This is a genomic window from Cribrihabitans pelagius (genome assembly GCF_048820915.1).
Taxonomy (GTDB): Bacteria; Pseudomonadota; Alphaproteobacteria; order Rhodobacterales; family Rhodobacteraceae; genus Cribrihabitans_A; species Cribrihabitans_A pelagius.
Window position 1 is genome coordinate 31,614 of the sequence record NZ_JBMERR010000008.1, and the last position, 17,749, is coordinate 49,362.

Genomic DNA, 17,749 nt, shown 5'->3' on the forward strand with positions numbered 1-17,749 from the left:
TGCAGTCTGGTCGGCGGGGCGCCAAGGTCAGGCGCCCTTGCGTTCGCCCAGCTTGTCGGCCTTGACCGCGCCGCGTTCTCCCATCGGCTCATCCGGGCCGACGGTGGTGTCCTTCACGGTCTGCGCCTCCATTTCCGAGTTCAGCTCGGCCCCGAGCAGGATGATGAAGGCCGAGATCCAGAACCACATCAGCAGAACCACGGCGCCTGCCAGCGTGCCGAAGCTTTCGTTGTAGGAGCCGAAGTTCGCCACGTAGAAGGCAAAACCCGCGGAGCCGATGATCCACAGCACGCAGGCCGCAATGGCCCCGGCAGAGACCCATTGGAACTCCGGCTTGTCGCGCGACGGTCCATAGCGGTAGAGCACCGCCAGCCCGGCCATCGTCATCAGCACCAGCACCGCCCAGACCGCCAGTGTGCCCAGGATCTCCACCACCGGGCCTGCATTCAGCAGCGCCACCGCCGAAGGCACGGCAATTGTCGCCACCATGCCGAACAACAGACCGATGATCAGGAATACCGTAAGCGCCAGCGTCACAAATGTCTTCATGAAGTATCCGCGCTTCTCGTCTTCGTCATAGGCGACGTTCATGCCCTCGATCAGGCTGTTCATCCCCTTAGAGGCGGAATAGATGGCAATCAGGATGCCTGCGACCGCCGTCAGCCCCAGCCCGCCCTCGCGCGAGCCCGCAACCGCGGTGGCCTGGCCGGTGATGATGTCCATCACCTCCTGCGGCACCACGCCGGAAAGCTGCGAGATCTGGTCGATGATCTGCTTCGGCTCGATCAGCAGCCCGCCGATGGCCAGAAGCGCGGTGATGGCGGGGAACAACGCCAGCAGCCCGTAAAAGGCGACGCCGGCGGCAATCAGGCTTATGTGGTCGCTGGCGAGCTCATCCTTGACCCGCAGCGCGATGTCCTTCCAGCCCTTTGGCGGGATCTGCTGCGGTGCGTCTGCGTGGCGGCCGCGGGCCATGTCCCTTCCCCCCTTGTTTCTTGCGAAGGGGCTGGCGGTGCACCCGCCAGCCCCCTGTGCTTCTGCGTCAGGACGACAGTTTGCCGAGGTTCTTTTCTTCGGCTTTCTTGCCGGCTGCATCGGCCACCCGCTTGCCTGCCGCCTTGGCCTCATCGGCCACGGCCTCGCCCGCGGTCTTGCCGCCCGGCGCGCCGCCGTCCAGCTCCTCGCGCTTCTCTTTGGCGATTTCGAGGGCCTCCTCTTTCGCAGCTTCGGCCACCGCGAGGGCCTTTTCCTTTTCCTCGCGCAGGATGGATTCGGCGCGGGCGATCAGATCGTCGCTGTGAGCGCCCATCCATTCGTCCTCCTTGCGGCTGCGCGGCAGCGCGCCGCCAATGGCAGCCCCAACGGCGAGTGCCAGTGCGCCGGCGGCCAGCGGCTGCCGTTCGAAGAAGTCGCTTGCGCGTTCTGAGTGTGCCGACATTGCCGCGGCAGCGTTGCGGCGGGCGTCGATGGCGGCTTCACGGGCCGCGATCACCCGTTCGCGCGCGCTCTCCGAGAGGTTCTCGGTGCCCTCGGCCAGGCGGGCGCGCAGGCGGGCGGCGCTTTCGCGTGCCGATTGCGCAACACCCGAGGCGGCATCCGCGGCGGCGGCGGCGCGGCCTTTCACGGCGGCCCCGGCCTCTGCGGCCTTGCCCTTGGCGGCAGCGCTGGCGTCCGACGCCTTGCCGGCCATGGTGGACCCGGCCGCTGCGGTTTTGTCCCGTGCCGCACCGACGGCGCCGGTCACGCTGTCACGGGCCGCGGCCGCATTGGCGGCGGCACGGTCGGCGAGGCTGCCGTCATCGTCCTCTTCGGCGAGGGCCCAGGCGGGCACTCCCACGCTGCCGCCCTTGAAACGCGGGTCGGGGCGGGGGATCGGACGGCTGCCGCGGTAGGTCTGGCGGGTGTGAGCCTCTTCCTCCTCAAGGTGGCTGCTGCCCGGCCGGCCGGCGGACGCGCGGCTGCGGAAGTCGTCGCCGCGGCGCGGTTGGGACCCGCTGCCAAAGATCATCCAGGCCAGACCGATCCCGGTCAGCGCCACAGCGGCCGGATTTTCCTTGACCGTGCGGGTGATCGCCTGGCCCAGCTCGCCGCCATGCTCGCGCAGCTGGTCGCTGACCTGACGCATGACACCATCCACCGAAAAGCGATCCTGCAGATGCTCAAGATTGCTGCTCAACTGCGCACGGTCCCGTTCGATCTCGCGTTCAATTTCATATGGGGAACGGTTGTCACTTGTCATTGTAAGTCTCCTTGAGGGTTTGGGCGTCGCGCTTCACATTTTCAGCAGTGCGCGTCGGCGCGAGACTGGAGAGTTTCAGATCGCTGGTGCCCTTGGCGGCCATGGCAAAAGCGATGGCGCCAAAGACCAAGCCGACGATCAGGGCAGACCAGCCGGCATCGATACCGGCTTCGGTGAGGCCTGCCACAAGCGCGGCCGCCAGAACGTTCAACGCCACCAGGGCAATCACCACCGCACCGACAATCATGCCAAGCGCAATCGCGGCGCGGTTCACGTTCTGACTCACCTCGGCGCGGGCCAGGGCCAGTTCATTACGGATCAGCGAGCTGATGTTGCTCAGCGCTTCACTGACGATATGGGCGGGGCTGGTGCCGCCGGTGCCTTCGGGACCTTGCATCAGACTTCTCCCCTGTTGATGGCCGGAGCCGGAGTGCCGGGCTGCCGGGGCGCCGCCGGCGCAGTGCCCTGAGGCACCGCCGGCGCGGTGCTGTGAGCGGCCGGGCTCGGGCCCGGGCTGTAGCTGCCCGCTTGCGGGCTGGCTTGGGTGTTCTCCGATGCCTTGGCAAAACGCGCCGCCGCAAAGCCCAGAAGTGCTGCGCTGCTAAGGAACATTACCGGGTTGCGGCGGGCGAAAGACGACACCGAGGTCACCATTTCGCCAAGGTCCTGGTCGCGGATCGAGTCGGACACATCCGCCAGCGTTCCGGCGATCTGGCCGATAGCGCGCTCCTGCGGTGTGCCGGAGCGCATCTCCTCGGAGGCCTCGCGCAGGGCAGAGGCCACGGACTTCACGTCCTTGGCCACGCTTTCCTTGGCGGCATCGGCGCGCGAATGCGCCTCGTGCCGAGCGGTCTCCACAGCGTCCTGCGCCATCGCCTTGGCAGTTTCAGCTGCTTCATTGGCTGCGGATTTGATCTTGTCCTGTTCGGGCATTGTTCAGTCTCCTGTTTTCACGCAATGAAGTTGAGCAGGGCGAGGACCACCACGACCACGCCAATGATGTAGAAGATGCTATGCATGCCTTTTTCCTCGCTGCTGAACCTGATTTCCTGGCTATGAAACCCCCTGACAGGCGCAGAAGTTCCCGGGTCACGCAGTTTTTCTCGGCTGCGCGAGCTGACTCCGGCACTTCGCGGGCACGCGGGCGCAGTCTGGTCCGGCGCGGGAAAAGCGCGGCTGGATCAGAGCGATGCCAAAGCCGGTATGCCGCAGAGCGCGCGGCGGAACAGAAATGCGGGGGGATCTGTAGTGGCGGCGCCGCGCGCGGGCTCAGGCGGTCAGCTCGGCCACCGGCCACAGGCACTGAAAGCGGATGCCGTTTGTCAGCCACTCCAGCTTGGGCTCGCCCTCCGCAGTGGCTGCGGCCATTTTCAGCAGCACCTGCATGCCGAACCCGTTGCCGACCGCCGGCGGCACCACTTGGCGCGGCAGTGTTTCCTTCCAGTCGAGCAGCAGCATGCTGCCATCGCCGGGGCAGGAAATCTCCAGCCTGACTGTGCCGTTTTCATGCACCGCTAGCGCCCCGTGCTTCATCGCATTGGTCATCAGCTCGTTCAGCACCAGCGCAATCGTCTGCGCAGACTGGGCGTTGAGCGCCATCGCGCAGATGTCGCGCCGCAGGCGGGTGTCAAAGGCGATCGGCGCCAGCACCGCTTCGGCAATCTCGCCGATCAGCGGCTTGCGGTCCTTGGCTGCGAAGACAACGTTGTTGAGCGCCGCGATTGCATTGATCCGGCTCAGGAAAGACTCGCTGAGTTCCGGGATGCCGGGGGCGGTGCGGGCCAGCATCCGGTAGATGCTGCTGACCAGCGTCAGGATGTTCTTCACCCGGTGCGACATCTCCCCGGCCAGGAGCTCGTTGTGCAGGACCGCACTCTTCAAGTCGGTGACGTCGAAATTGACCCCGATCAGGATGCCCTTGCGACCCTCGCGCGGCAGGAAAGCGCCCTTGCCCGCCAGCCACAGCACGCTGCCGCCGGGCGTCAGGAAACGAAATTCCACGCTGTAGGGGGCGCCAGTGGTGGTGGCGTCGGCCACGGCCTTTTCCACCGCAGGCCGGTCTTCCGCATGCACATGCTTGAGGAACTCGCCCGCGTCAGCGCGTTTCGGCAGGCCGGTCAGGCCGGTCAGCCGCCGCAGCGTGTCATCCAGTTCGCAGAGATCCGATTCCAGATCCCAGACCCAGCGCCCCGTGCGCGAGACCGTGGTCGCGATCTGCTGCCATTCCCCCTCCGATACGTAGTCCTCACTGAACATATGAACCTCCGGGGGATACGGTACTTCTTGCTGGCCTCAACCGCGGCGCGTGTCAATATGCCTTCACGCTGCCGCTGCGGCAGCTTGGACCCGGGGCCGGGCGCAAGCGGCCCGTCAAAAGTCGCAGCGGCCCGCTTCTTCAGCGTTAAAATACCCCTCACTGCCAGCCGTGCTCAGATTTCGTTAACGCTGATCACCCGAAACTTCGGTATCTGTGCGGCGGCTGCGTCCTGTGGCCCCGGACTGCCGCGCCTCTGTGCAAGCGCGAGCAAAGATATAGTAAAGTTTACGGGGTGAAGTAATGTCGAATATGCAAATGCCCGGGTATCCGGCCGCCGCCCAGCAGCGTCCGCTGCTGCTGAATGTTCTGTCGGTGGACGACGATGAAATCGACCGGATGCGCCTGCGCAAGATCTGCCGCAGCGCCGGCCTACAGATCGACTTCCACGAGGCGGCGAACCTGCAGGAAATGCGCCAGAAGCTGGAGGATGAGTTCTACGACCTGGTGTTTCTCGACCATAATCTCGGGATGGACACCGGGCTCGATGCGCTGAAGATTTTGGTCACCCATGAGGATCAGGTGCAGGCGGTGCCGATCATGCTGACCAGCGCCACCAGCTACCAGATCGCGGTGGAGGCGATGCGCAAGGGATGCGCCGACTACATTGTGAAGGAGCAGCTGACAGTGGATGCGCTGATCAAATCGGTGACCTCCGCGATCGAGCGGCGCGCGCTCTATGGCCAGCTCTCCAGCAGCCGCGCCTCGGAAAAGGAACTGAAGCGCATCTTCGAGCGCTTCATGCTGGGCTGCGGGCCGGAGATCCGGGTGCTGCTGAGCCGGACCCTGGCGGGCCTCAGGGTGATCAAGTCGCAGGCCCGCACTGGGGAAGGCGCGGATCCGGTGCACCTGTCGGATTTCTCTGCGCTGGAGCGCAGCTGCAAGGACATGGTGATGTTCATGGATGACGTGGAAACCGTGGTGCACGACTGCCGCCTCGCGATTGGCGCCGGAGGGGAACGACAGTTGCAATGATGCCGCCGCGGGCGCGCCTGAATACCGGCGCGGCCGCGCCGCCGGGCGGGGGTTTTCCGGATTTGCAGTGCCAGAAGGATGCAAACATGCCAGAAGGATGCAGTAATGACAGCACAGAACATTCTGATTGTCGATGATGATGCCGGTGACCGTAAACTGCTGCGCCGGCATCTCAGGAAGCTCTACCCCGATGCCAGCCTCTATGAGGCCGAAAACGGCCGCCAGGCGCTGGGCTTCACGGAAACCCCCGTGGATGTGGCCTTTGTCGATTACCTGCTGCCCGGCGGCACGGGGATCGAGCTGATCGCGCATCTGAAGGCGGCCTGGCCGCGGCTGGTGCTTTTCGTGATCACCGGGCAGGGCGACGAGGAGGTCGCCAAGAGCGCCATTCTGGAAGGTGCGGACGACTACATCCCGAAATCGGCGATCACCGCCCGCGCGCTGGAACGGATGGTCGAAAATGCCCTGCAGGTGGCCGACATGCGCTGGCGCATCGAGGAGCACCGGAACGAGCTGCAACTGTTCTCCGACGTGCTGGTGCATGACTTGCGTGCGCCAATCCGGGCCCTGCAATTCCTCAGCAGCCAGATTCAGGAGGATTACGCCGCCGGAGAGATGGAGGATGTCGCCCGCGGTTTCAAGCTGATCAAGAAATCCGTGGCCAAGATGTCCGACCTGATCGAACGCTTGGCCTGCCATATCAACCCGCACAGCGAAGGCGCGGCGGAAGTGGTGACGGTGGACAGCCTGGTCGAAAGCCTGCGGGTGACCATGGTGCAGGATATCGCGGAATCCGGCGCCCGGATTGAATGCATCTCAAACGGACTGTCTGTGCTTTGCTTCCCGCCTGAAATCACCCAGCTCTTGCAGAATCTGGCGGGCAATTCCATCAAGTACAGCGGCGGCAGAACACCCCACATCCGGATCGCCGCGGTGCAGGAAGAGGGCGGCTTGCGTATTACGGTGGCCGACAACGGCATCGGTGTGCCGCCGGAATACCGCAACCGGATCTTCGAGCCCTTCAAGCGGCTGCAGCGCACCAGCGACCTGCCCGGCACCGGCCTGGGCCTCGCCACTTGCTCCAAGATCGCCAAGCGCCACAACGGGGACATCTGGTGCGACCCGGAAGTCAGCGAGGGCACGGCCATTCACTTCACCCTGCGGCTGAAACAGAAAGAGGAGACGGAAACAGCGTGACGCCGCAGGCTTCTGCGGTGCATTCTTGACCGGCAGAGGCGGATCGATCATCCTTGGCGGGCAGGACCGCACCCCGCTGGCATCTTGATGGCCGGCGGAAGGGCGGTATCTGGCAGGCGGCAGCCGGGCGTTGGCCCGCGGCAAATGCCGCCGGGAGGTGTGCCGGGATTGTCCCGGCAGACAAGACGGCCCGAAGGACCGAAGACCGGACGCACAGACATCCGGAAATGACGCAGATCGAAGGTGAGGCCCGCCGCATGTGCGCCGCATCGCGGAAGAAATTCCTGCACGGCACCCACCGGCTGCGCGGCCCGGCGCAGACGCTGGAGCAGGTCAGGCCGCATCTGGACCGCATGGGCATCACCCGGATCGCCAACTTGACCGGGCTGGACCGGATCGGCCTGCCCGTGGTGATGGCAGCGCGCCCCAACTCCCGCTCGGTTGCCGTGTCGCTCGGCAAGGGGCTGACGCTGGCGGCGGCGCAGGCCTCTGCCGTGATGGAAGCGGCGGAAAGCTGGCACGCCGAACGGATCCGCCTGCCGCAGCGCAGCGCCCGTGCCGCCGATCTGGCGGAGGAAGGTATGGTTGCCGATACCGCCCGCCTGCCGCGGGTGGGGGGCGGCAGCTTTGATCCGGACCGGGCGATGCTCTGGACGCGGGCGCAGGAGCTGAACAGCGGCGCGCCCTGCTGGGTGCCCTCGGAAATGCTGGATACCGACTATACCGGCCCGCCCGCGGGCGGGCAGGGCGCGTTTCCGCGCAGCACCAATGGGCTTGCTTCCGGGAACGGCTATCTCGAGGCCGCTTGCCACGCCATCTGCGAGCTTGTCGAGCGCGACGCCGCAACGCTCTGGCATCAGGCGCCGCCCGGGCCCCGTCTCGATCCGGCAACGGTGTCGGATGAGGCTTGCGCCGGGGTGCTGGCCCGGCTCGCCGCCGCCGGAGTGGAGACCGGGATCTGGGACATGACCACCGATACCGGCATCGCCTGCTTTCACTGCGCGCTCTGCGAGGCCGGGGGGCAGCCGGGCCACATCGGCATCGGGGACGGCTGCCACCCGGACCGCGGCATCGCGCTCTTGCGCGCGCTGAGCGAGGCGGCGCAGACCCGGCTGACCTATGTCTCAGGCGCGCGCGATGATCTGGATCCGGCCGATTTCACCGGGGCGGAGATGGCCCGGAGGGCCGCTTACGTGCGGGGCCTGATCCGCGGCACCCAAGCCACGGCGCCCTTCCAGGACGTGCCCACCTTGCACAGTGCAGCCTTCGAGGAAGACATGGACTGGCTGCTCGCCCGGCTGCAAGCGGCGGGGTTCGGCCAGGTGATGGCGGCGGATCTGTCACGGCCGGAGATCGGCATTGCCGTGGTGCGCGCGGTGGTCCCGGGCCTGGAGGCGCCGCATGACGACCCGGATTTCCTGCCCGGTGCGCGCGCCGCCCGGGCCGGGGCGGCATGAGCGCGGTAGTCTTCTGCGGTCCCACGCTGGCGGCGGCGCGGGTGCGCGGCCTGCTGGCGGCGGAGGTGCGGCCGCCTGCGCGCCAGGGCGACATCTACCGCGCCGCCAGCGCAGGGCCGGCCGCAATAGGCCTGATCGACGGGTACTTCGACGGCGTGCCCTCGGTATGGCACAAGGAGATACTCTGGGCTCTGGAGCAGGGCATCGCCGTCTTTGGCAGCGCCAGTATGGGCGCGCTCAGGGCGGCGGAGCTGGATCGCTTTGGAATGATCGGCGTGGGGACGATCTACGAGGCCTACGCAAGCGGTTCGCTTTGCGATGACGACGAAGTCGCGCTGCAACACGGGCCCGAAGCGCTGGGCTTCCCACCCTTGAGCGAGCCGATGGTGTCAGTACGCGCCACTCTGGACGCGGCCTGCGGTGCCGGGGTTCTGGCCCGCGGCACCGCGGAAGCGCTGCGCAGCGCGGCCAAAGCGCTGTTCTACAAGCACCGAAGCTGGGACCGGATCCTGGCTGAAGCGGGCGTTGGGGCGGAGACCCGGCAGTTTTCTGACTGGCTGCCGGGCGGGCGTGTCGATGCCAAGGCCCGCGACGCCTGCGAAATGCTCCGGCGCATGGCGGCGCATCTGGAGCAGCACCCGGCACCCGCCCCACCGCGGCCGCAGCGAATGGAGCGCACGCTGGCGTGGCAGGGGCTGACCCGGCGGATGGCGGCTCAGGAGCCGGAGGCCGCCGAGCGGGCAGTGCTGGACGAATTGCGCCTCGACCCGCCGCGCTATGCCGCGCTGCACCCGCGCGCCTGCCTGCGTCTGTTTATGCGGACAGGCCGTGTTCCGCGCGGCACTGCGCCCGGCCGCGCGGCGTTGCTGGAGGAGATGGCGCGCCACCGGTCCAGTGCCGGGCTGCCGCGGCGCCGCGACCTGCAGCGCTGGCTGGCAGAGAACGGGCTGGACACGGCCGGCTATGAAGACTTGCTGCGCGGCTCGGTGCAGGCGGGGCAAGCGGGAGCGCTGGCAGGCGCGGACCTCGGTCCGCATCTGCTGGCGGAGTTGCGGCTGTCGGGCGGCTATGCGGCGCTGGCGGCGCGGGCCGAAGCTAAGCGGCGGGCGGCTCAGGCCACCGGGGCTGATCCACCGCTCGACCCGGCCGGGCAGCAAGCCCTGCTGATCTGGTTCTTCGAGGAGCTCTGGGACCTGGATCTGCCGCCGGACCTGGAGGCCTATGCCGCCGGATTGGGCCTTGCGGACAGGCCAGCGCTATGCCGGCTGATCGCAGAGGAATACCGGTTCCGCCACGCCGAAGGCGGCGCGGTGGCCCGCGGCAGCGGCTGAGGCGCGAAACAAGGAAGGGGAGATACATGAGCGACGAAAGCGGCGGCGAGGCGCCCGGCACACGCTTCCTCCTGTTCCCGCAGTCGCCCTTCCGGTCGGAAGAGCCAGTGCTGGAGCTGATCGAAATCTCCGCCCCTCCGGGCACGATCGGGCCAGGGCCATCGGGGCCGCGCATGTATGCGGTCGATCCCCTGGGCAAGACCGTGCCTTACGGCGCGCTTCTTCCCGGGCAGGGCGGGCCAGAAATGTATCTGCCGCCCTGGGACGGCGCGCTGGGCCCGGCACCCGCACCGGATGCGCAGGGACACTTCCTGCATGTAACCCCCGCCGATCCGGGCTTCGAGGCCGCGCATCTCTTTGCCGCCGCGCATTTTACGCTGGACGTCTGGGAGGGTTATTTCGGTCATGAAATTCCCTGGCATTTCGCCCGTGATTTCGACCGGCTGGAACTGTCGCTGCTGCCGGGGCTGGACAACGCCCATATCGGCTGGGGCTTTTTGGAGACCGGCGGCAGCGAGGAGCATGGCGGCGAGTACCGGCCCTATAGCCTCAATTTCGACGTAGTCGCGCATGAGATGGGCCATGCGGTCATCTACAGCGTTGTAGGCATGCCAAGCGAGGATACGGCGCCGGGCGAATATTACGGCTTCCACGAATCCGCCGCCGACATGGTCTCGCTGCTGGCCGCGCTGCATTTCGGCTCGGTGATCGAGACGCTTCTGGAGCAGACACGCGGCAATCTCTATACCTTCAACCAGCTGAACCGCTTTGCCGAATTGTCGGAAAACGCGCAGATCCGCATGGCAGCGAATACCCGGGTGCTGTCCGACTTCGCGGGCGGCTGGAGCAGCGAGCACGCGCTGTCGGAACCGCTGACCGGAGCGCTGTTCGACATTCTGGTCGACATCTTTCACGAACGCCTGCTGGTACACGGGCTGATCACGCCCGGGATGGAGGATCTCTCCGACCACCTGGAAGACAGCCCCGACTATGGCGCGGTGATGCAGACGCTGTTCGATGCGCGCTATGCACTTGATCCCGATGGCTTTCGCCGCGCCCTGATCGAGGCGCGCGATTTCATGGGCTCTTATCTGGCGGAGGCCTGGCGGCTTCTGGATGCGGACAGTCTCAGCTATGCCGCGGTGGAAGAGGCGTTGCTTCACGTGGATCGCGAGATCACCGGCGGCGCCTTCGAAAGCATCATCGAAGGCAATTTCCGGATGCGCGAAATCGGCCTGGTGCAGCCCGGCCCCAGGCTGGCAGAGGCGGGCAAGGACAGCCACGCGGCCTCGGTGCGCACCCGCGTGCCGGAATAAACATTCGCAATTCCTTTGTTTTATGCCCCTTTTTGTGGCATTTTTGCGGGATAGGTTTTTCCCGCCCGCGGCAATTGCAGCCCGGGGAGCGGCGCGGGAAAAGCTGGAAAGTGTGTTTATGTACCTTTAGCCACGGGAGTGAGTATGGTGGCCGAATCCTTACTCAGTTTTTCTGAAGTGCTTCTATTTGGGCGTGTTGTGGAAGATCTCGAAATTGCCGGCGGGGAGGCGGACCTTCCGGTCGCCCTGGTGGGCAGCACCGGCAATATCGCCAGCCTGCAGGGGCTGCAGGTCAGCGATCAGGCGGTGAGGCCTGGCGACAACATCCTGCTGATGGAGCAGGATGACGAAACCGGGAACGGGCTTTACACGGTCGACGATAGCGCCGGGAACCCCTGGGTGGACCAGCAGAAATATCCCAAGAAAACCGTCCTCCGGGTTGAGCGCGGCGCGCGCAAGGGAACCTGGCGGCAGACCAAACGGCTTTCCGGCGGGAAACAGGCCTTCAAGCTGGTGCGCAGGCGCCGGGCGCTGGGCAGGAACCGGCTCCTGGAGGATCAGATCGGCGGCAACGCGGTGCTGGCGCGGATCTACGGTTTTTCTTACGAGGGCAGCTATTACGAACTGCCGGAGCCCACCGTTTTTATGGTGCACGGCAAGGGTGAAAAAGCTTTTGCCGCCAGCGGGCCCAATGCACGCTCGCCGCTCAACCCGTCGGAATCGGGCGTGGCCTCGGCGGAGTACCAGGTTGCGGACGGCATCCGGGTCTGGGACTACGACAAGGCCGATTACACCATCCGCATGGACGTGATGACCGGCATGCTGGAGCAGGTGCTGCTGGATGTCTATTTCGGCGGCCCCGGCCCAGCCATCAGCGGCGCCAAGGTGAGCGGCGCCAAGGTCAGCGGGGCGAAGGTGAGCGGTGCCAAGGTGAGCGGCGCGAAGGTCAGCGGCGCCAAGGCCCGGGGCAGCGACTGAACCCGCCGCCGCTGCCGCGCGAAACGGGCCGGGCGGCCCGGGCGGCAGTCAGGCCGAGACCATGCAAGCAAGCAGGCAGCGCTGCGCGCTCAGAAACCCGCCTTCTTCAGCCCCTCGACAAAGCGTTCGGTATCCTCCGGCAGCTTGTCGGGCTGCACCTGCGCCCAGCGGTCCAGTGAAAAATTCGGATGCGCCGCATGATGTTTGCGCGCCATTTCCCGGGCCTTGTCCATCTGGCCCAGCTGGGCATAGCTGGCGGCGAGCATGCGCTGGCCCTCGGTCGGATTGTTCATCCGGTTCAGCGTGGCAATCACGGCGTCATATTGGGCCAGGTTGTAATAGGCGCCGCCCAGGTGCCACAGGTACTGGTCCGGGAAATAGGGGTTGAGCCGCATCGCCTGCTGCAAGTGGCTGATCGCGGCTTCGTTGTCGCCGGAATGGGCCAGCGCGTCGGCATAGTCGGAGCGCAGGTCGGCGTCGTTCGGGTTCAGCGCCAGCGCCCGCTGGTAGGCGCTGAGCGCGGCATCGTGGTCCTTGCGGTAAAGATGCACGAAGCCCAGCTCGCCAAAGCCGCGCGCATCGGTCGGGTCGATATCGACGGCGCGCTGGGCAAACTCCAGTGCCGTGTCCAGAGCCCGGCCTGCGTCGGGAGCCCAGGAATAGCGCCAGTCGATGTTAAGCGTGCGCGACAGCGCGGCGGAGGCGCGGGCATATTGCCCGTCCCGCTTCAGCGCCTTCTGATAAAGCGATTGCGCCGCATGGTTGTCCTGCCGGGTATAGCGGAAGATATACTGCTGGCCGCGCAGCACAAAGCCATAGGCCGCAAGGTCGGCGGGCACGGCCTGTGCCATGCGCTGACGCTCCTGCGCCTCTATCAGCACCGCGGCGGAGGCGACGATGGCCTCGGTCAGCTCGTCCTGGATCGCGAAGATGTCGCTGATGTCGCGGTCATAGCGCTCGCCCCAGATCGAGCGGCCCGCCTCGGCGTCGATCAGCTCGGCGGTGATGCGCAGCCGGCTGCCTTGCCGGCGCACGCTGCCGCGCGCCACGTAGCGCACGCCCAGCTTGCGCGCGGCCTCCTGCGGCGGCAGCGACTGCGCCTTGAAGAAGAAGGCCGAGTTGCGCGCGATCACGAAGAGGTTCTTGAACTTCGACAGGTTGAGGATGATGTCATCGGTCAGCCCGTCCGCAAACCAGCTGCCCGCGGCGCCTTCGCCGGGGCTTTCGAAGGGCAGCACCGCCACCGAGGGCACCTCGGGCGGCGGCGGCGCGGCGAGCTGCGCGCCGGGCCGCACCGTGGCTGCCATTGCCGCGCCCTCCACCTCGCTGCGCACGCAGTAGGTGGCAACAGGGCGGGCGATGTTTTTCAGCGCCTGCGCCCCGAGGAACTCGTAGCCGAAGCGCAGCTGGTCGCGGATCTGCTCGTAGACCGCCGCGCTGACGAATACGCGGCCGGGTTCGGCGATCTCTTGCAGCCGCGCCGCGATATTGACGTTGTCGCCATGGATGCCGCGGTCATCCATCAGGATCTCGCCCAGGTGCACGCCGGCGCGGAAGCGGATGTGCTGGGCCGGCGGGCGGCTCTGGTTGCTGCGCCCGGCGATGCGGTGCAGCTCAACGCCGAAACGCACCGCATCCGCGGCATGGCCGAACAGCGCCAGCACCCCGTCGCCGCGGATCGCGACCACGCGGCCGTCGTGCTCCTCGCAGGCGGTCTCCAGTTCCACCAGCAGCGATTTCAGGGTGGAGTAAGTATCGATCTCGTTATAACTCATCAGCCGGGCGTAGCCGACGACGTCGGCGAATAGCACGGCGCCCAGCCCGCGCCGGATCGATAGGTCTGCGCTGCACATCTTGCCGCTCCCCGTTCCAGCCCGTCCCGGCGGACTGCGCCCGCGGGGTGTCGGTGCAGGCCGCCCATTCAAGCTGAACGTGTCCCGGTCCAGCCATCCTGGCCGGGCGGGCCCTCGCTGTCAGTCCTGAGATAGCGCCGGAGCGCCGGGCGGCCAGCACCAATCGCCGCCGTTAGCGCCATCAAAAGCAACCATGGTTGCAGCCGGCAGCCGGCCTGCAAGTGCGCTGCGCCGGGTCTCCCATTCCTGGGCCAGCAGCCCGACCACCAGCATGTCGTGATGGCGGCCCTCGGCAAACCAGGCGGCGCGCATGCGGCCTTCGGTGACAAATCCGGCCTCAGCGGTGAGGCGGGCACTGCCCTGGTTGCCCTCCCGGTAGTAGGAGGTCATCCGGTGCAACCCCAGCTGGCGGAAGCCGAAATCCAGCATCAGCCCCAGGCAGCGCAGGCCCAGTCCCTTGCGGCGCGCAGGTTTGTCGAGAAATAGTGCAACCACCGCGTCGCGGTTGACGGGCGAAATCTCCTCCAGCCCGGTTATGCCCGCAGGCGCGCCATCGCCCGCAACTATAGTGAACCAGCATCTGCCGCTTTGGGCGGCGCCTGCCGCGTCCAGGTCCCAGGCCTTTGCCGCTGCCGCCGCATTCAGCGGGATGCGGGCGTTGCGGTCGAAACTGGCGAGGTCGCGGATATCGCGGAACCAGCGCGCAACCGCGGGCAGGTCGTCCTGCTCCAGCGGTCTGAGCGTGTAGAGCTCCGCGGGCCATTCTGCCATGGGCGCTGATCCTTCCGGGCTGTGCGCGTGGCGGGAGCCTAGCATGGACATGGGGCTGCAGGCAGGCCCTTACGGGGACTTTGCGCCACTTCTTGCGGGGACTTTGCGTCAGTTTAGGGTATTGCTGTCCGCGGCGCCAACAGCGCGCCGCGGACAGGGGGCACCTCAGCTATGGCCCTTCCAGGGCACCAGCCAAGCCTCGGCCTTGCGCATAAGAATGTCGATGCCGTAGCCAATGATGCCGATCAGCACGATACCCATGATGACGATATCGGTGAGCTGAAACTTGGAAGCCGCGATGATCATCATGCCCGCGCCCTTCTGCGCCGCCACCAGTTCCGCCGCCACGACAGTGCCCCAGCAGACCCCCATCGCCACCCGCGCGCCGGTGAAGATCTCGGGCAGGGAGTTGGGAATGATGACATGGCGCATGATCTGCCATTTCGAGGCGCCCAGCGAATAGGCGGCGTGGATCTTGGTGATGTTCACACCAGAGACGCCGGCCCGTGCCGCAATGGTCATGATCCAGAGCGCGGCGAGGAACAGCAGGATGATCTTGCCGGTCTCCCAGATGCCGAACCAGATAATCACCAGCGGGATCAGCGCGAGCGGCGGCACCGGGCGCATGAACTCCACGATCGGGTCGAACCAGCCGCGGAACCAGCCCGACAGCCCCATTGCATAGCCGAGCGGAATGCCCACCAGCGCCCCGGTCACGAAACCGGCGATCACCCGCAGGAGCGACCAGCCCAGATGCTGCCAGAGCGAAAAGTTCTGATAGCCGTCAGAGGCGATCTCGAAGAAGCGCGCAACCACGGTCTCCGGCGCGGGCAGCCAGATCGGGTTCATCTGCATGCCGTCCGAGGGCGTGAAGCTGATTGCTCCCTTGCCCGTCAGGGTGACGGTGCCGGCGCCGGTCTCCACCGCTGCGCCCGGCCCGATCGGCTCGCCGTCGATGGCGACGATCTTGGCGCCTTCCCTGCGCTTGGCCTCGTCGTTGCGGTCGAAGATCAGTGTCGAGGAGCGCGAGGCGGCGGCGGCCAGTGCATCGTCCTTGGCAAAGCCGTTGCCCGGGGGCACCTCGAAGCGGGGGTTTTCCTCTCCGAAGCCTGCCACCCGCACGTGCACGGTGGCGTCGTCGCGGTCGCCATCGGCGTTCTCCAGCGTGTAGGTGAACTGCGTCTCGCCGCTGAACGGCCCCGGCACATGCAGGGGAAACAGCGAAGAACCGGTGAAGGCGGCCCAGATCACGAAGATCACCAGAACCGAGATCACCGACGCCGCCCGGTCAGGCCGCACGGCGCTTTCGTCTCCGAAGGTCACGGTCTTGAGGCTGGTGAAGTCATGCCGCGCCTCCATGCCGCGGCGGATCAGCCGGACTAGGAAGAAGGCGCCTGCAAACAGCGCCACGTAGAACAGAAGGACGTTCATGCCACTTGCTCCGTCCGGCCCATGATTTCCTCTTCCATCTCCCAGATCATCGACAGGATCTCGTCCCTTGTCTCGGCAAAGCCTTCCGATTTCTTCACCTCGCGCAGGTCGGCGTTCACGCCGCGCTCGGCAAAGGGGAGGGTGTATTCGCGGTGGATGCGGCCGGGCCGCGGCGCCATCACCAGGAGCCGTTCGCCCAGCAGCAGCGCTTCCTCCACCGAATGGGTGATGAGGATGATGGTCTTGCCGGTCTCCTTCCAGAGCTTCAGCACCAGGCCTTGCATCTTCTCCCGCGTCAGCGCGTCGAGCGCGCCCAAGGGCTCGTCCATCAGGATCACGTCCGGTTCATTGGCCAGACAGCGCGCCAGGGCCACCCGCTGCTGCATGCCGCCCGACAGCTCGTAAACCGCCTTGTCCTTGAAGCCGCCAAGCCCGACGATCTCCAGCAGGTGGTCCGAGATCCGGTCCCGCTCGGCCTTTGGCATGCCCTTCATGCGGGGGCCGAACTCGACGTTTTCGCGCACGTTCATCCATTCGAACAGGGCGCCGCGCTGAAATACCATGCCGCGCTCGGCGTTGGGTCCGGTCACCACATGGCCGTTCAGTTCAACCGTGCCCCCTGTGGGGGCGAGGAACCCGGCAACGATGTTGAGCAGGGTGGTCTTGCCGCATCCCGACGGCCCCAGCACCGACAGAAGCTCGCCCTCCTCAAGTCTCAGTGATACATCCTTCAGCGCCTGCACCGAGCTGCCGTTGGGCAGGTCGAAACGCATGGACAGGTTTTTGATGTCCAGTCCTGACATGATCTTCCCTTCAAGATTGAAGCTGCGCGGAGGCGGCCCGGCAAGCGGGCCGCCCCGTTCCGGCGCCTGCTGGAGTCAGCTTCCGTGCGCGGCGGCCAGCGGTGCGGTGTTGACGGCGTTATCATAGGAGCCGAGCGCGCTTTCGATGCTGCCCGACTGGACAAAGACCTCGGCAACGCCCTTCATGAACTCCTGGGCGCCGCCGCCCAGCCACTTGTCCGACAGCTGCTCTTCGACCGAGGGGAAGGTGAAAGTGGCGATGGTGGCCTCGGCATCGGTAATGTCCATGCCCGCGTCTTTGGCGATCACCGGCAGCATCTCGTCCTTCTGATCGCCTGCGTTCCATTTCGCGTTGGCCTCGGCGGTGACCTTCAGGAATTTGGAGAGCAGCTCGCCTTCCTCGGCGATGAAGCCGGAGGGCGCGCTGGTCACGTCAAAGACCAGGATGCCCAGCTCTTCCTTTTCCGCGCCTGTGAGCAGCACATTGCCGTATTCCTTCATCCGGCGCAGCGCGCCGCCCCAGCCGCAGACCATGTCGAGGTTGCCTTGGGCAAAGGCGGCGGCGCCATCGGCCGGTGCCATATCGACAATTTCCATCGAGCCCGCATCGACGCCGAAATGCGCCATCTGTGACAGGAAGCCGTAATGCGCGGCGGTGCCGATCGGCACGCCGACCTTCTTGCCCGCCAGCTCGCCCGCGTTCTCCTTGCCGATTTCCAGCTCTTCCGCCACCACGCAGTTGTCGTTGTCGGAATAGCTCACCGCCACATCGACGATCTGCAGGTCCTGCCCGGCCGAGGTGGTCACCACGAAGGGCGGCACCCCCTGGCTGACCGCGATCTGGACATCGCCCGAGGCCATCGCCGCCGACATCGCGGTGCCGGTGTCAAACGAGACCCAGTTGACCTTGACGCCCATGGCCTCCTCGTAGTGGCCCTGGGCCTTCGCGTATTGGAAGGGCATCGGCCATTCCAGAAAATAGGCGACGGTGATTTCCTCGGCGGCAAAGGCGGCCGGAGCGGCGGCGAGCACGGCGGCTGCCGATACCGCGGCTTTGAGCGTGGTCTTGAACATCAGGTATCTC

The 17,749-nt window shown here is 66.3% G+C and carries 16 protein-coding genes; 6 read left to right on the forward strand and 10 right to left on the reverse strand.

The features are described from left to right. Positions 1-27: 27 nt before the first annotated feature. From ACOHX0_RS08895 to ACOHX0_RS08915, 5 genes are all read right to left on the reverse strand, one after another. On the reverse strand, positions 28-975 hold the full coding sequence (locus ACOHX0_RS08895; protein ID WP_420676322.1) for a YihY/virulence factor BrkB family protein: 948 nt from the start codon (positions 973-975) through the stop codon (positions 28-30). 67 nt (positions 976-1,042) lie between these two features. Beyond that, the gene (locus ACOHX0_RS08900) at positions 1,043-2,239 is read right to left on the reverse strand and encodes a DUF3618 domain-containing protein (RefSeq protein ID WP_420676323.1); all 1,197 of its coding nucleotides are present in this window, start codon (positions 2,237-2,239) and stop codon (positions 1,043-1,045) included. Beyond that, on the reverse strand, positions 2,229-2,636 hold the full coding sequence (locus ACOHX0_RS08905; RefSeq protein ID WP_420676324.1) for a phage holin family protein: 408 nt from the start codon (positions 2,634-2,636) through the stop codon (positions 2,229-2,231). The genes ACOHX0_RS08900 and ACOHX0_RS08905 overlap by 11 nt, the downstream gene beginning before the upstream one ends. Beyond that, on the reverse strand, positions 2,636-3,172 hold the full coding sequence (locus ACOHX0_RS08910) for a hypothetical protein (protein WP_420676325.1): 537 nt from the start codon (positions 3,170-3,172) through the stop codon (positions 2,636-2,638). The genes ACOHX0_RS08905 and ACOHX0_RS08910 overlap by 1 nt, the downstream gene beginning before the upstream one ends. A 336-nt stretch (positions 3,173-3,508) precedes the next feature. Next, a complete protein-coding gene (locus tag ACOHX0_RS08915; protein WP_420676326.1) occupies positions 3,509-4,495 on the reverse strand; it encodes a sensor histidine kinase in 987 nt (328 codons plus the stop codon). A gap of 301 nt (positions 4,496-4,796) precedes the next feature. Here ACOHX0_RS08915 and ACOHX0_RS08920 point away from each other — a divergent pair, with 301 nt between their 5' ends. The 6 genes from ACOHX0_RS08920 (at position 4,797) to ACOHX0_RS08945 (ending at position 11,807) form a co-directional block, all read left to right on the forward strand. Then, positions 4,797-5,528 carry a response regulator gene (locus ACOHX0_RS08920; protein ID WP_420676327.1) on the forward strand — a complete coding sequence of 244 codons (732 nt, stop codon included), beginning with the start codon at positions 4,797-4,799 and terminating at the stop codon, positions 5,526-5,528. Positions 5,529-5,633: 105 nt separating this feature from the next. Then, positions 5,634-6,725, forward strand: a complete 1,092-nt coding sequence (locus ACOHX0_RS08925; protein ID WP_420676328.1) for a sensor histidine kinase — start codon at positions 5,634-5,636, stop codon at positions 6,723-6,725. 227 nt (positions 6,726-6,952) lie between these two features. Further along, positions 6,953-8,182, forward strand: coding sequence for a YcaO-like family protein (locus ACOHX0_RS08930; protein ID WP_420676329.1), 1,230 nt, complete (start codon positions 6,953-6,955; stop codon positions 8,180-8,182). Next, on the forward strand, positions 8,179-9,513 hold the full coding sequence (locus ACOHX0_RS08935; RefSeq protein WP_420676330.1) for a TfuA-like protein: 1,335 nt from the start codon (positions 8,179-8,181) through the stop codon (positions 9,511-9,513). The genes ACOHX0_RS08930 and ACOHX0_RS08935 overlap by 4 nt, the downstream gene beginning before the upstream one ends. A gap of 26 nt (positions 9,514-9,539) precedes the next feature. After that, on the forward strand, positions 9,540-10,829 hold the full coding sequence (locus tag ACOHX0_RS08940; protein ID WP_420676331.1) for a gluzincin family metallopeptidase: 1,290 nt from the start codon (positions 9,540-9,542) through the stop codon (positions 10,827-10,829). 198 nt (positions 10,830-11,027) lie between these two features. Then, entirely contained in the window at positions 11,028-11,807 is a 780-nt protein-coding gene (locus ACOHX0_RS08945) for a hypothetical protein (RefSeq protein ID WP_420676332.1), read from the forward strand. Positions 11,808-11,896: 89 nt separating this feature from the next. Here ACOHX0_RS08945 and ACOHX0_RS08950 read toward each other — a convergent pair whose 3' ends face one another. The 5 genes from ACOHX0_RS08950 to ACOHX0_RS08970 form a co-directional block, all read right to left on the reverse strand. Continuing rightward, on the reverse strand, positions 11,897-13,660 hold the full coding sequence (locus tag ACOHX0_RS08950; protein ID WP_420676333.1) for a tetratricopeptide repeat protein: 1,764 nt from the start codon (positions 13,658-13,660) through the stop codon (positions 11,897-11,899). A 120-nt stretch (positions 13,661-13,780) separates the two neighbouring features. Next, positions 13,781-14,431, reverse strand: a complete 651-nt coding sequence (locus ACOHX0_RS08955) for a GNAT family N-acetyltransferase (RefSeq protein ID WP_420676334.1) — start codon at positions 14,429-14,431, stop codon at positions 13,781-13,783. 165 nt (positions 14,432-14,596) lie between these two features. Further along, positions 14,597-15,862 (reverse strand): ABC transporter permease, encoded by a 1,266-nt coding sequence (locus tag ACOHX0_RS08960; protein ID WP_420676335.1) that lies wholly within the window; start codon positions 15,860-15,862, stop codon positions 14,597-14,599. Beyond that, positions 15,859-16,665 (reverse strand): taurine ABC transporter ATP-binding protein, encoded by an 807-nt coding sequence (locus tag ACOHX0_RS08965; protein ID WP_420676336.1) that lies wholly within the window; start codon positions 16,663-16,665, stop codon positions 15,859-15,861. Before ACOHX0_RS08965 ends, ACOHX0_RS08960 begins: the two co-directional genes overlap by 4 nt. Positions 16,666-16,740: 75 nt before the next feature. Next, positions 16,741-17,739, reverse strand: a complete 999-nt coding sequence (locus ACOHX0_RS08970; protein WP_420676337.1) for a taurine ABC transporter substrate-binding protein — start codon at positions 17,737-17,739, stop codon at positions 16,741-16,743. Positions 17,740-17,749: the final 10 nt, after the last annotated feature.

Coding starts and splice junctions, on each gene's coding strand:
- ACOHX0_RS08895 (WP_420676322.1), bottom strand. CDS start 975: ATGGCCCGCGGCCGCCACGCAGACGCACCGCAGCAGATCCCGCCAAAG.
- ACOHX0_RS08900 (WP_420676323.1), bottom strand. CDS start 2,239: ATGACAAGTGACAACCGTTCCCCATATGAAATTGAACGCGAGATCGAA.
- ACOHX0_RS08905 (WP_420676324.1), bottom strand. CDS start 2,636: ATGCAAGGTCCCGAAGGCACCGGCGGCACCAGCCCCGCCCATATCGTC.
- ACOHX0_RS08910 (WP_420676325.1), bottom strand. CDS start 3,172: ATGCCCGAACAGGACAAGATCAAATCCGCAGCCAATGAAGCAGCTGAA.
- ACOHX0_RS08915 (WP_420676326.1), bottom strand. CDS start 4,495: ATGTTCAGTGAGGACTACGTATCGGAGGGGGAATGGCAGCAGATCGCG.
- ACOHX0_RS08920 (WP_420676327.1), top strand. CDS start 4,797: ATGTCGAATATGCAAATGCCCGGGTATCCGGCCGCCGCCCAGCAGCGT.
- ACOHX0_RS08925 (WP_420676328.1), top strand. CDS start 5,634: ATGACAGCACAGAACATTCTGATTGTCGATGATGATGCCGGTGACCGT.
- ACOHX0_RS08930 (WP_420676329.1), top strand. CDS start 6,953: ATGACGCAGATCGAAGGTGAGGCCCGCCGCATGTGCGCCGCATCGCGG.
- ACOHX0_RS08935 (WP_420676330.1), top strand. CDS start 8,179: ATGAGCGCGGTAGTCTTCTGCGGTCCCACGCTGGCGGCGGCGCGGGTG.
- ACOHX0_RS08940 (WP_420676331.1), top strand. CDS start 9,540: ATGAGCGACGAAAGCGGCGGCGAGGCGCCCGGCACACGCTTCCTCCTG.
- ACOHX0_RS08950 (WP_420676333.1), bottom strand. CDS start 13,660: ATGTGCAGCGCAGACCTATCGATCCGGCGCGGGCTGGGCGCCGTGCTA.
- ACOHX0_RS08955 (WP_420676334.1), bottom strand. CDS start 14,431: ATGGCAGAATGGCCCGCGGAGCTCTACACGCTCAGACCGCTGGAGCAG.
- ACOHX0_RS08960 (WP_420676335.1), bottom strand. CDS start 15,862: ATGAACGTCCTTCTGTTCTACGTGGCGCTGTTTGCAGGCGCCTTCTTC.
- ACOHX0_RS08965 (WP_420676336.1), bottom strand. CDS start 16,665: ATGTCAGGACTGGACATCAAAAACCTGTCCATGCGTTTCGACCTGCCC.
- ACOHX0_RS08970 (WP_420676337.1), bottom strand. CDS start 17,739: ATGTTCAAGACCACGCTCAAAGCCGCGGTATCGGCAGCCGCCGTGCTC.